The sequence below is a fragment of the Marinomonas sp. NPDC078689 genome (genome assembly GCF_044542435.1).
Classification (GTDB): Bacteria; Pseudomonadota; Gammaproteobacteria; order Pseudomonadales; family Marinomonadaceae; genus Marinomonas; species Marinomonas arenicola.
In genome coordinates this window covers 21116-34645 of record NZ_JBITUJ010000001.1, presented here as the reverse complement: position 1 = coordinate 34645, position 13530 = coordinate 21116, and the positions used below count along the sequence as shown (strand labels likewise).

13 protein-coding genes are annotated in these 13530 nt (G+C 42.8%); 12 read left to right on the top strand and 1 reads right to left on the bottom strand.

Annotation, left to right across the window (positions count from 1 at the left end; translation table 11 throughout):
• The first annotated feature begins 1168 nt into the window (after positions 1-1168).
• The 12 genes from ACIGBN_RS00135 (at position 1169) to ACIGBN_RS00080 (ending at position 11307) form a co-directional block, all read left to right on the top strand.
• Positions 1169-1411, top strand: a complete 243-nt coding sequence (locus tag ACIGBN_RS00135; protein ID WP_396662954.1) for a hypothetical protein — start codon at positions 1169-1171, stop codon at positions 1409-1411.
• Positions 1412-1663: 252 nt separating this feature from the next.
• Positions 1664-1906: a hypothetical protein gene (locus tag ACIGBN_RS00130; protein WP_396662952.1), complete on the top strand. Its 243-nt coding sequence runs from the start codon at positions 1664-1666 to the stop codon at positions 1904-1906.
• Between the two features lie 377 nt (positions 1907-2283).
• Positions 2284-2526: a hypothetical protein gene (locus ACIGBN_RS00125; RefSeq protein WP_133002052.1), complete on the top strand. Its 243-nt coding sequence runs from the start codon at positions 2284-2286 to the stop codon at positions 2524-2526.
• 349 nt (positions 2527-2875) lie between these two features.
• Positions 2876-3118 carry a hypothetical protein gene (locus ACIGBN_RS00120; RefSeq protein WP_133002053.1) on the top strand — a complete coding sequence of 81 codons (243 nt, stop codon included), beginning with the start codon at positions 2876-2878 and terminating at the stop codon, positions 3116-3118.
• A 403-nt stretch (positions 3119-3521) separates the two neighbouring features.
• Positions 3522-4166 (top strand): hypothetical protein, encoded by a 645-nt coding sequence (locus ACIGBN_RS00115; protein ID WP_133002054.1) that lies wholly within the window; start codon positions 3522-3524, stop codon positions 4164-4166.
• A 185-nt stretch (positions 4167-4351) separates the two neighbouring features.
• Positions 4352-4963, top strand: a complete 612-nt coding sequence (locus ACIGBN_RS00110) for a Yip1 family protein (RefSeq protein WP_133002055.1) — start codon at positions 4352-4354, stop codon at positions 4961-4963.
• A gap of 549 nt (positions 4964-5512) precedes the next feature.
• Positions 5513-8311 (top strand): monovalent cation/H+ antiporter subunit A, encoded by a 2799-nt coding sequence (locus tag ACIGBN_RS00105; RefSeq protein ID WP_133002056.1) that lies wholly within the window; start codon positions 5513-5515, stop codon positions 8309-8311.
• 2 nt (positions 8312-8313) lie between these two features.
• Positions 8314-8679, top strand: coding sequence for a Na+/H+ antiporter subunit C (locus ACIGBN_RS00100; RefSeq protein WP_133002057.1), 366 nt, complete (start codon positions 8314-8316; stop codon positions 8677-8679).
• Positions 8680-10191, top strand: coding sequence for a monovalent cation/H+ antiporter subunit D (locus ACIGBN_RS00095; RefSeq protein ID WP_133002058.1), 1512 nt, complete (start codon positions 8680-8682; stop codon positions 10189-10191).
• The gene (locus ACIGBN_RS00090) at positions 10188-10673 is read left to right on the top strand and encodes a Na+/H+ antiporter subunit E (RefSeq protein WP_396662948.1); all 486 of its coding nucleotides are present in this window, start codon (positions 10188-10190) and stop codon (positions 10671-10673) included. Before ACIGBN_RS00095 ends, ACIGBN_RS00090 begins: the two co-directional genes overlap by 4 nt.
• Positions 10667-10936 carry a K+/H+ antiporter subunit F gene (locus ACIGBN_RS00085; RefSeq protein WP_133002060.1) on the top strand — a complete coding sequence of 90 codons (270 nt, stop codon included), beginning with the start codon at positions 10667-10669 and terminating at the stop codon, positions 10934-10936. The genes ACIGBN_RS00090 and ACIGBN_RS00085 overlap by 7 nt, the downstream gene beginning before the upstream one ends.
• 8 nt (positions 10937-10944) lie before the next feature.
• Positions 10945-11307 (top strand): Na+/H+ antiporter subunit G, encoded by a 363-nt coding sequence (locus tag ACIGBN_RS00080; RefSeq protein ID WP_133002061.1) that lies wholly within the window; start codon positions 10945-10947, stop codon positions 11305-11307.
• Positions 11308-11425: 118 nt separating this feature from the next.
• On the opposite strand, the gene ACIGBN_RS00075 is transcribed toward ACIGBN_RS00080, so the two are convergent.
• Positions 11426-13450 carry a hypothetical protein gene (locus ACIGBN_RS00075; protein ID WP_133002062.1) on the bottom strand — a complete coding sequence of 675 codons (2025 nt, stop codon included), beginning with the start codon at positions 13448-13450 and terminating at the stop codon, positions 11426-11428.
• Between the last annotated feature and the right edge of the window lie 80 nt (positions 13451-13530).

Here is a 13530-nt window from a genome sequence, read left to right as displayed (position 1 = left end):
ACGTTAAAATGGAGAGTGCTTATTGGTTTTATTTTGATGGAGTAGATTGGCAATACTTTAATATTTATCTGTTTTACCGCTCATTTATTCTTACCTTGCTGTGCGCACGAATCAGAATTACCTTATGACAAATCCAAAGTCAAACCTCATTAACAAATAACAAAAGACATGAAAATATTGACTAAAATGCGAATTTAAAAACAAGAGAATTCTCAATATTGAATATCAAAAAACATAAATTAATATATAATAAAAAAAGCACTTATGCTTTTGTCACAAAGTAAGCAATTGAAAATTAATGTTTTTCTCTAATTCTTAGATAAGAATTTAGCCTTTGACTGGGGATCAATATTTCCCCGCAGCGCCTCAAGATACAAAGCCCCCACTTTCCCCTTAGGCCATATAAAAGCGAGAGCCGTGAAGTGTAGGTAGCGGCTACTTGACGGTGCAGATAGGCTTTTTTAATAAGGAGAAAGTGTCATGATAACAATGGAAGATAAGGCCTAACTTAGTTCCATATATCATCAATAATTAGCAGAGATTTTAGGATAGAAGGCCTATAAACAGGCCGTTTTCCCGCCTTTTAAGCCCATCAATTAAGCCTCCCCTTTTATGGCCACATACAACAACACAAATAGCATCAAGCCCTACATTAATCATAGTGATGGACGGTTTTTCAAACGACATGAGAAGTTACTTAATTTATGCACATTGGAAGGCCATATAAGTGTCACTGATCTTTGCTTCCACAACGGCCATTCCAAAAAGTGATTGTCGGCTGCCTATGCTCGATTTTCATAAGAAATTAAAGTGCTCTTGCGCAATTAGATTGCCGCTTCCTCCTCTTAACCTTACAAAAAACCATGTTTCCTAATCATAGAACCCATCACTCTATTCAAGCGTAACAAAGAGGATTGGTACTAATTTTTATAAAAGCCAATAAAAACAATGACCTGTAACCAGCCTTACTTTTCTAATAAAACCAGCCTTAACATGAAGGCAACAATCCGTGCTTATTTTTAAAGATATTGCATCGTTATTTGAATAGTTGAATGTAAAGTGACACTGCACCTTAACCTCTATTTATTTAAATTTTTAATGTTATTATTTAAAACATAGAAACACAGCAGAAAATCTGCTTAAACTTATTATATTAAGGTGATTAATTATGAATACTTTTACTAAAAGCGCTCTTACTTTCCTAGCAGCTTCTTCCATTGCTTCTGTTGCACTAGCAGCACCAGGTGATGCAACTTATGGTCAATCTACTCGCGGCCAAGTTCACTCTTTAGAGTCTCAAGCAAAAGACATCAATATTGGCCTTGAAGACAATGCTGCATTTGCACCAACTCAAAAAGCCTCTTCTGAAAACAGCCAGCGCGCTGAGTTTTTACAAAACAAACTAAACTAAGGGTAATCCCTTAGTCATCGTTCTAATATAGAATGAAAGCCTTAATAAGCCAGCATGGGGAACCATGCTGGCTTTTTCATTTTAAAAGGTACCATTCTTATTTCTAGAAATATTTCACATTATCTTGATTAATTGAATGTAAAGTGACATCTCACCTTAGCCTCTATTTATTTAAGTTTTTAATGCTATTATTTAAAACATAGAAACACAGCAGACAAACTGCTTAAACTTATTATATTAAGGTGATTAATTATGAATACTTTTACTAAAAGCGCTCTTACTTTTCTAGCAGCTTCTTCCATTGCTTCTGTTGCACTAGCAGCGCCAGGTGACGCCACTTATGGTCAATCTACTCGCGGTCAATTGCATTCTTTAGAATCCCAAGCAAAAGATATTAATGTAAGCCTTGAAGACAATGCCGCCTTTGCACCAACGCAAAAAGCGTCTTATGAAAACAGTCACCGCGCTGAGTTTTTACAAAACGAACTAAACTAAGGTTTAAAAAGTAATTTATCATTCTTAGATAAAACGAAAGCCTTAAAAGAATCCAGCATAGTCTTCTATGCTGGATTTTTACGTATTAGCCCATAAAAACAATGACTAACATTGAAGTAAGCACTTACTTCCATCAGCGACACCTCTCGACGAAATAATAAAACCTTCTGTTTACCACCTCTCGTCATCTCAACTTCAGAAACATAAAAATACAAACCGTGCGTATTTTTAAAGATATTGCATTGTTTTTTGAATAGTTGGATATAAAAAGACACCGCCCCTTTCCCTCTATTTATTTAATTTTTTAATGTTATTATTTAAAACATAGAAACACAGCAGACAATCTGCCCAAACAAATTATATTAAGGTGATTAATTATGAATACTTTTACTAAAAGCGTTGTTACTTTCCTAGCGGCTTCTTCCATTGCTTCTGTTGCACTTGCAGCACCTGGCGATGCAACTTATGGTCAATCTACTCGCAACCAAGTTCATTCTTTAGAGTCTCAAGCACAAAACGTTAATGTTGGCATTGAAAACAATGCTGCGTTTGCACCAACTCAAAAAGCCTCTTCTGAAAACAGCCATCGTGCTGAGTTCTTACAAAACGAATTGAACTAATAAGTTCATTTTTAAACTTCCATTTTAATATGGAATAGAAGCCTTAATAAGCCAGCTTGGTATTCCATGCTGGCTTTTTCATTTTTAAAAAATAGCTGTCTAGACCAAGTCATCGCCTCTGACTATCAAGATAATAGCCAGCCTATATTTCCCTTCAATCCAGTTACTTCTTAACCCTAAAATACACGCCGTTCTTATTTCTAGAAACATTGCACAATAATTTGAATTATTGAATGTAAAGTGACAGTGCCCCTCAATCCCTTTTTATTTTAAATTTAACTGTTATTATTTAAAACATAGAAACACAGCAGACAATCTGCCCAAACAAATTATATTAAGGTGATTAATTATGAATACTTTTACTAAAAGCGCTCTTACTTTCCTAGCAGCATCTTCAATTGCTTCTGTAGCACTAGCGGCACCAGGCGATGCAACTTACGGCAAAGAAACTCGTGGTCAGACTCACTCTTTAGAGTCCCAAGCCCAAGAAGTGAATGTTAGCCTTGCAAACAACGCTGCATTTGATCTAACGAAAAAAGCTTCTGCTGAAAACAGCCAACGCGCAGAGTTCTTGCAAAACAAACTGAACTAAGTTGTTCAGCCAGTAAGACCCCATTCTGAGAAAGAATGAAAGCCTTAATAAGCCAGTGTGGTAACCCACCCTGGCTTTTTCATTTCTTATCCAAACTTAATGAACCCAAAGCCTCTATCTAGATAACCTCCCACGATCCATTGCCTTTCTGACAAGACAAAATAGCTCAGGCCGCTTTAAACGCCGTTGTATAGCTCACCCAAGCCACCAATAGTAATGCAAACACTCACCCGCACTCGTGTCTTAGCACATATAAAATAACTTACAGGCATGCCTGCTTTTTAGGGGGACTGTAAGAATTACGCAGCACCGTGTAACACCACAAGTAATTCTTCAGCGCTTAGTTTATTCTATATTTTCATTAGACAAGGCAGGGCTGCAGACGCACAAAGGAGGGGGAATCATGAAAAACATTTTACTATTGGTTGTATTGATGACAGTGCTGAGTGGCTGCACATCCAATGTCACTCTATCTGGGCGCTACTTAAGCAATGTAGACACCAGCATAGAGATAGCTAAATCCTCTGCTATTTTGGTTCAATCAAACGAAGATGGGGATGAACTTACTAATAAACGCTATATGCCCGATATTATCCATGCATTTAATCAACTAGGATTTAGCAATATATCAGAGCAGATGACATCGCCAGATTACACACTCATAGTCAACTTCACCTCCAAAGAGGAAAATCAAATACAAACTGTGCCGGTTTTTACTCGCGAAAGAGGCACGCCCTATGTTGTTTGCCATCAGAATAAAAACAACAATAGAGTCTGCACCACTCATTATTACTTCAATGCACCTATGGTCAGTGGCTATCGCTCTGTCAGCACGCCTACGAATGTCTACACCTTCAATTTTATATTGCAAGACCAGCACAAAAGCCCTGTTCTAAATGTCACAAGCACAGTTGTTCATGAGGATTGTTCTCAATGGAAGATCTATCAGTTCCTAGCCTCAGATGCGATTGCTAGAACCAATTTTAAGACTCCGGTGGATAAGCAATACTCAGTCACCATGCCAGAGAGTTATCGTTGTCAGCAGTGATGCCATACCTAGGGCTGACCGTACATTTCAACGTAAATGATACTTTACAAGAAAAAATGTGACCCCTTTGCGCTTTTTGGGCGTAACTACCTATACTGAAAACTAAGGTGACGAGTGATCGTTACCTTATAAATAGGTTGTTTTCCAAATCCAATAGGCTTTTTTCGAAAAGCGAGGGGGAATCCATGATCAATCATGTATGGGGTTTAATCCATCATCCAGACCGCGAATGGCGCGAAATAAACAAAGAACACGAAACAGTTAGTCACTTATACACTCACCATGTGCTTTGGCTAGCTGCCATTCCAGTCGTTAGTACCTTTATTGGTACCACACAATTCGGTTGGACGTTTGGTGGCGAAGAAGCCATCAAAGTATCATTAGTTAATGGTCTCACGCTTGGTATTCTATTTTATGCACTGATTTTGGTGGCCGTCGCTCTGGTCGGCAGCTTAATTCATTGGATGGCCGCGAGATACTCTACCCGCCCTAGTCGTCATGAATGCATTGTGTTTGCAGGTTATATCGCTACACCTATGTTTTTAAGCGGGCTGTTTGCTCTGTATCCTATTATCTGGCTATGTGCCCTAGCCTGCGTTATAGGGGTTTGTTACACCGGCTACCTACTTTATAAAGGCACGCCTAGCTTTTTAGGCATTAGTCATAAACAAGGCTTTATTTTGTCCAGTACCACCTTGGGCATTGGGGTTTTAGTATTAGAAGTTTTATTAGCGCTTGTGGTGATCTTATGGAGCATGGGATCGAGCAACAGTGTTATATGGCACTTTTTCCAATAACATAATAAAAGTACTTAGTGACGAATAGTGAGCAATGCCAGTAAATAGGCGTTGCTCACTATTTACTGGATGCCTGCCTTATCTCCTCATGTCTAAACCAAGGTCGCGTTAGGCCACACCAAATGTATCGCCCTTCACTAATAGTTGCCTGCTTGGCTGAACTTTTAATATCACCACCAGTCTTAACTATGAAAGTTTTCCATACAGATGAAAAATTTGAGCAAACATCAAAGGTGATTTATTTACTCTTTCAGCTTACACACCTACGAAAACAGCACAGATTACGTCAACGACTGTGACCTCCTCCGTCAGCAGGAGATATAAGAGAAAAGGATATGACTTCGAAATAAAGCCATTTCACTTAATTGATTTTAATCACTATTTTAACTTCTTATTCGTTCTTTATCTGACGGAAAAGCAATCTCTTAACTATCCGTCAAGGTAAAGCTTCGCTATAGTACAAACATGTCATTTTAAGGAACCTTGAATCGCTATGTCACATACGGATGCGACCCGAATCCCACCGCACTCAACGAGAGGAGCAAAAAATTGAACTCTTTGATTTGGCTCCCATTTCTTCCATTACTCGGCACATTAGTCCCTTTATTTTCAGCGCGTCTTAGTCGTACGGCTTGTGCCTTTATGACCGCCGCTCTGCCTGCGATTACGCTATTGCTCATCCTGTCCCATGCAGGTGATATTTTTTCCGGCGAGCGCTTCTTTTCATCACTGCCTTGGGTTCCTGCCATAGGCTTAGAGCTGGCTTTTCGGTTAGACGGACTGTCTCTTCTTTTCTCGATACTTATTCTTGGCATTGGTCTGCTGGTCATTCTGTATGCTCGGTACTATTTATCGGCTCAAGATTCGATCGGAAAATTCTACGCTTACTTGATCCTTTTTATGTTCGCCATGCTAGGTGTGGTGTTATCAGATAACCTAATTCAACTTTGGTTTTTCTGGGAGCTAACAAGTATTAGCTCTTTCTTGCTGATTAGCTTCTGGGGACACAAAGCCGACGCTCGTAAAGGGGCGCGAATGGCATTGACTGTCACCGGCGCTGGCGGTCTAGCCTTGTTGGCCGGATTACTACTATTGGGACATACAGTCGGCAGCTATAGCCTACAAACGGTCCTTGATAGTGGCGATTTAATTAAGGCCAGCGCCAGTTACCCAGTGATCACTGTGCTGGTTCTACTTGGTGCGTTTACCAAATCAGCCCAATTCCCTTTTCACTTTTGGCTACCAAATGCCATGGCTGCACCGACACCGGTAAGTGCGTACTTACACTCAGCCACCATGGTAAAAGCAGGGATCTTCCTGATGGCTCGCTTTTACCCTGCGCTAGCCGATACCGACCTCTGGTTCTTATTAGTCAGCCTAACGGGCTTAGCTACCTTTTTAACCGGTGCTTATGTGGCACTCTTCCAACATGACTTAAAAGGGTTACTCGCTAACTCAACCATCAGTCATTTGGGGTTAATAACCCTACTGTTAGGTATGGGAACCGACTTGGCGGCTGTCGCGGCTATCTTCCATATTATTAACCACGCTATTTTTAAAGCGTCGCTCTTTATGGCGGCAGGCATCATTGACCATGAGTCCGGCTCACGCGATATGAGACAACTCAACGGGTTGTGGAAATACATGCCATTTACGGCAACACTGGCCATGGTCGCCGCGTCATCGATGGCGGGTGTTCCTTTGCTAAATGGCTTCTTATCCAAAGAAATGTTCTTTACTGAAACATTGCATCAAGCTTCTATTGGCTCTCTATCATGGATGATTCCGGTATTAGCGACCTTGGGCGGAGTCTTTTCTGTCGCCTACTCAATGCGCTTTATTCATGATGTTTTCTTTAATGGTGAGCCAATTAACTTGCCTAAAACACCTCATGAGCCACCACGCTATATGCGAGTGCCAGTAGAGATTTTAGTCGCCTTGTGTCTGCTAGTAGGTATCTTCCCAACTCTCGTTGTTGGCGATTTACTCTACTCTGCGGCGACTGCGGTACTAAATGGAGAGGTGCCTCATTACAGTTTAGCGATCTGGCATGGTTTCACCTATCCTCTGCTAATGAGTGGGATTGCGATGGTAGGCGGTTTAATCATCTATACCAACCGCCATCATTTCTTTAAATTCCAAGCGCAATTTCCCGTTAGCGATCCCAAACTGGTGTTTGAGAGTATCATTCAATCTCTCGCCCACAAGGCTCAAAAGTTCATCACCCTAACGGAAAATGGATCGCTGCAACGCTATATCTTTTTTGCCTTATTGCTCGCCATTTCGATGACGGCGGTCCCATTACTGCAACTGAACACGACCGCGGGCTTGCGTCCTGAAATACCGATAGACGCTATCTCTGTCACATCCGTAGCACTACTCTGTATTGCTGGTGTCGCAACGGTTATCTGGCACAGACGACGTTTGATATCTCTTTTAATGCTGTCTGTTGTCGGCTTGATTGTCTCTTTGGCGTTCGCTAAGTTCTCAGCACCAGACTTGGCTTTGACTCAACTATCAGTCGAAGTTGTGACCGTTATTTTGTTGATCTTAGCGTTGTTTTTCTTGCCTCAGAAAACCCCTAAAGAATCGTCTCCTCGACGGGTCGTACGTGATCTTGGTTTGGCGGCGTTTGTCGGCGGCACGGTCGGTACTATTTGTTATGCCTTGATGACACGCCCCTTGGATACCATCTCGACCTTCTTTCTGGAGAACAGTAAGACAGGCGGTGGTGGTACCAATGTCGTTAACGTTATTTTGGTCGACTTCCGTGGCTTTGATACCTTAGGCGAAATAACCGTACTGGGTATTGCTGCTCTGGGGATTTATAAGTTAATTGCCAGAATGCGCTTATATATGCCCTCCAGCGATGGAAAAGGACGTGCGTGGTCTGAAGACAAATACCCTCTTCTGCTCGCGGTTATCTCACAAAGTCTATTGCCATTAGCCCTGCTGGTGTCTGCGTATATTTTCCTACGCGGCCACAACATGCCTGGCGGTGGCTTCATTGCGGGTCTCATCACCTCGGTTGCCATTATCCAGCAGTACATTGCTCACGGTGTTAACTGGATCAAACAGCGACTGAAATTGGACTACCAGATAATGATAGGCAGCGGTATTAGCATCGCGACACTCAGCGGTCTAGGCAGCTGGGTCTTTGGGCACCCATTCCTAACCTCTTGGTTCGATTACTTTTATTTACCTGTCATTGGCAAATTTGAACTCGCCAGTGCAATGATCTTTGACCTCGGCGTATTTTTAACCGTGGTTGGCGCCACCATGCTGATTCTGGCCAATCTAGGTCAGCTCACCACCAGCGAACGCGCTACGCAAAAGGAGCATGATTAATTATGGAAGGTATGTACGCATTTAGCGTTGGACTACTGACCGCCTGCGGTGTGTTTTTAACATTAAGAGGCCGTAGTTTCTCTGTGGTTGTTGGATTGACCTTGCTCTCCTACGCAGTGAATTTATTCTTATTTGCCAGCGGCCGTTTGAAATTGAACGCCGCCGCGGTATTAGGCGAATCAGAACACTATGGCGACCCCCTGCCTCAAGCACTCGTATTAACCGCGATTGTAATCGGCTTTGCCATGACGGCATTCGCGGTCATTTTGGCCATGCGCGCCAGAGCGGATTTAGGAAATGACCATGTTGACGGGCAAATACCCCAACCCAAAAGCTCACTATCTCAAAAAACAGGAGGGGCGAAATAGATGCAGCATTTGAGCATTTTGCCCATTTTAATCCCACTAATCTTCGGTGCCGCACTGCTTTTACCGCCGCTGTCTAAGCACATTAACAGACAGCGTATTGCCGCTATCATTGGTTTGTTCTTACTGCTGATCTCAGCCTTTTATCTGCTCTACCAAGTGCAATCAGAGGGTGTCCACCTGTACGCTTTAGGCGAGTGGCAGCCACCCTTTGGTATCGTTCTGGTGGCTGATCCAGTCTCTGTATTGCTGGTCGCCCTGACCTCCTTTTTGGCCTTTTCCGTCATGCTCTATGCAATGAATGGACAGGACAAAAACGGCGCCTACTTCCACCCATTATTTATGTTTCAAGTAATGGGCATTAACGGCGCTTTTCTGACTGGCGATATCTTTAACCTCTTCGTATTTTTTGAAGTGTTATTAATTGCTTCGTACGCCCTGTTGATTCATGGCGGAGGAAAACAACGCACTCAAGCAACACTGCATTACGTCATTCTAAACTTGGTTGGCTCCAGTCTATTCTTATTTGGTTTAGGCATCATTTACGGCACACTCGGCACACTGAATATGGCCGATCTGGCCGTCAAAGTTGGCAGTTTACAGGCTGAAAATGCCACCCTAGCGAAAACAGGCGCCTTGCTACTATTGGTTGTATTCGGTCTCAAAGCCGCGATGTTACCATTGCATTTCTGGCTACCCAAAACCTACTCCAGCGCCAGTGCGCCAGTAGCGGCACTTTTTGCCATTATGACCAAGGTCGGGATCTACAGTATTTTCCGTGTCTATACGGTTATCTTTGGCGAGCACGCTGGCGCGTTAGCGAATATAGCAACACCTTGGTTATGGCCTCTGGCCTTGCTGACAATTGCGATTGGTGCTGTTGGCATTCTTGCCAGCCCAGGCTTAAAAACACTCACAGCCAACCTTGTTATCGTGTCTAGCGGTAGCCTATTGGCGTGTGCGGCGATCAATTCAGAAACAGCGACGTCTGCTGCTCTTTACTATCTTGTGCACAGTACACTGGTGTCTGCGGGGCTCTTCTTACTTGCCGACATCATGGCCAGACAACGCGGCCAAGCTGAAGACAGATTTGTGCGCTCACGGCCATTCGTACAACCAAGAATATTGGGGATTTTATTTTCTATTGCGGCGTTATCCATCATAGGGATGCCACCTTTTTCAGGCTTCATTGGCAAAGTGATGATACTCCAAGCCACACAATCATTGGCTGAGTCATTATGGCTATGGCCGTTGATATTGCTTGGTAGCTTAGCCGCTCTGATTACCTTCTCTCGTGCAGGTACCACCTTGTTCTGGCGACATAATGGAAACTTATCAACAGAAAGCGAAGCCGCTAAGCCATTGGAGCTTGCAGCGGTTATTCTGCTACTGCTTGCTTCCCCTGTTCTGGTTATTTTTGCGGGAGACATGACCGCTTATACTCAGGAGGCTGCTCACTATCTGCATGACTTTCAAGCATCCGCTTATAACTTACTGCCAGGAGTGTCGCCATGAGATTTTTCCCAATGCCATTTCACAGCCTGATGTTGTTTGTGGTTTGGTTACTGCTCAATAATTCGGTGAGTGCAGGGCAAATGGTTCTCGCCACGTTTTTTGCCATCACCATCCCTTGGTTAGTGAAAGACATGCGCGATGAGCACCCAAAAATTCGCCGACCTTTTTTAGCCATCCGCTACGTACTGATGGTGATGAAAGACATAGTCGTCGCGAACGTTGAGGTCGCTTTGCTCATCGTGGGCCCGATTAAAAAATTACAACCGGGGTTCGTGGCCATCCCCATTAATATGACATCGGACTTAGGCATTACCGTGCTCGCAAGTACGGTGTCCTTAACACCCGGTACCGTTAGTGCCGAAGTCTCAAAAGACAAAACATGGCTGTATATTCATGCCCTTCACCTAGACGATGAAAAGGCCTTAATCAACGAAATTAAGACGCGTTATGAAGCCCCGATTAAGGAGATATTCGGATGTTAATTTGGACTATCACCATTGTTGCGGTCTGCATTTGTATCGCACTGATCTTAAATTTATGGCGCTTAATACAAGGCCCAAGTGTCTCGGACCGAATCTTAGCCCTCGACACCATGTACATAAACACCATCGCCTTGATTCTACTCTACGGCATGTATATGGGGAGTGCTTTGTATTTCGAAGCCGCCTTACTTATCGCCATGCTCGGCTTCGTTAGTACCGCGGCACTAAGTAAGTATTTACTTCGTGGCGACATCATAGAATAGGATTTGTTATGCCTTTATTTCTCGAAATTATTGTTTGTGTCTTATTGCTGATCGGTGGCCTTTTCTTATTGGTTGGCTCTTATGGATTGGCCCGTTTACCAGATATTTATATGCGCTTGCATAGCCCAACCAAAGCTTCAACCTTGGGTATTACTGGTGTCTTAATCGCATCAATGATTCTGCAGAGTTACTTGCAGGACTTCGTTTCCATTAAAGAACTGCTGATTACTCTGTTCCTTCTTATTACCGCCCCTGTGGCCGCTAATATGATTGCTAAAACAGCGATTCACCATGAGATCAAACCACTGAACAAAACCCGTGGTAAAGCCTTGGTTGACAGCATGCGTAATCGAGATAACCCGCCTAAGTAGAGTATGGGTTGTCGATATCAAAGACAAAAAAAATCCCCTTCTAACGATGACGTTAAAAGGGGATTTTTTTGGCCTAACAAATTTTGGCCTAACAAAAGGCGCATTCCATACCAATAGCTTAGTTCAAGGACAATATGTTCGTCTTACTGATCCTATGGCGATAAATCTCACGTAAATACTTAATCGCATTTTTCACGTTTTTAATGTCGAGACGAATATCGTTAATAGAAACAAAACGATCGTTGTCTTCTATCAGCTCTCGGTATTTTTTCTCATACATTGGCTTAATCGCGTACCAATTTGTATCCAGAATTTTGGCTGGATTTTCATACTCGGTAAAATACTTATCCACCATATCTTCATCAAACTCATCGCTTTGAATAAAGCCAATCACCGCATTATCAATTTCATCGGTGTAACGATATTCATCACGGGCGAAGCAACGCTTCATATACGCAACCATTAGCGTTAAGAAGTCATCACTTAAACACGGACTTTTGGCGACCAGTGTGGTCAAGGACAAGTTAGCAGACGCGCCTATAACCAAGGCATAACGTTTCAACGTTGTATTAGGGAACAAGCGGTTCAAATGGACTTTTAGACGGTTCATCGCTGTAAACGAGAGTTTGAAATCTCGCGGCACAGAAATAATAGACACCACGGACGAACAGTTCTTAAAGAAGTGAAGATGATTGAGCGTGCTGGCATCATACTCGCTTTTACGATATTCCATGATCGCTTGGCGATAACGCTCAGATTCCACAGGCAATACACTGATGCCCTCTATCGCAGAAGTATCGTCATTGAAATGCGGTAACTCAATAGAGCGACAAAATAGGTCATCGATATCGACTTCGTTATTCAATCCATTATTACGCACCACACTTTCGGCATACGCCACAGCAACCGGACCGGCAAGACTCATAAACAAATCATTAGCATCGAGGCGAATGGTTTCTGAGATATCAATTCCTGCACGACGGAAGTAATCTTCATCGTAATCCGTGGTAACAGCCTGCGCTGTTAAGATATTGAAGATCTGTTGGGAAATGTACTGGTTGGCATATTTCTCCATGGTATTAACATCGATATCATCGATTTCGTTGCCATTCTCTTCTTCTGCATATCGCATGATATCGTTAGAAATCAACATCATGGAATTCCAAGGGCGAATACGTTGCATCACATTTTCTGGCACCTGGTCATTATCACGCTCTTCGTTGTACGAGAAATCCCATTCTTCGGATACGTACTTAGTGAGCAAGCGACCCGCATTAATGTGCAAGGCCTCAGAGATATCGATATTGCGCCCTGAAATATTCGGCAAGATACAAATACCGGAGGTAAAAATAGGTTCGAAGACAAAGCTGTGGCGTTTATCCACCGCGTTTTTCTCTTCCACTCGATAATCAAAAGTTTTACTTAGATAGGAAAACTGTTGAGCCAAACCAAACTCAGATGCCATGCCAGACCCCGTACCACCACCCGCACTAAAAATATAAAAGTACAGGCGTGATTGATTCGCTTTAATGCCACAGGAATCGACTAGGTAAGAATGCAATTGGCTCCACTTCTCATTTTTAAAACTAGAAGTGTCTTTGTTGAGGATTATTTTGGCCAAATATTGCCCCAAAATTGGCGCATTACCCGCTCCACCAGCATGCACCTCAGAGAGGTCCATAATCTGCAGTTTACGATACGCTTCTAAAAAGCGTGCTCGCCCTTCCTGATTGGAGAAACGAATGCGCCCTTCAATGTCTTTGTCTAAATCTCCCAATAAAACAATAGGTTCAATCAAAAACACAGGCGTTGTATTGGACTTCTTATCCATCGGTAGATGCTTTCGAATCCAGCGCATCGGCTTATGCTCATTTTCGAGCACTTGCTTCTCATGATACTCAACTTCGTTCAAATAGCTGGTACGAGCGTTGTAAACTAACGTGGCAACTTCTAACGCGATGTTAGAGCCACAGCGGCCTAATCCAACCAAACAAACCGACGGGAAGTTCTGTTCAAAATCAGACGTATCATCTGTTATCTCAGGGTGAATTTGATGACGAATAACATCTAGGTTTTCTAAGATTTTTTCTAAACTGGGCTCGGTATAAAAAAAGTGTTCGATTGGAAGTGTATCTCGGCTCATAAAAATATCCCTGTCAAAAGCGCGAATATGTGGCGTAGGCCAAGTGTTACCGCTCGTACCATTCATGGCAATGAGGATGC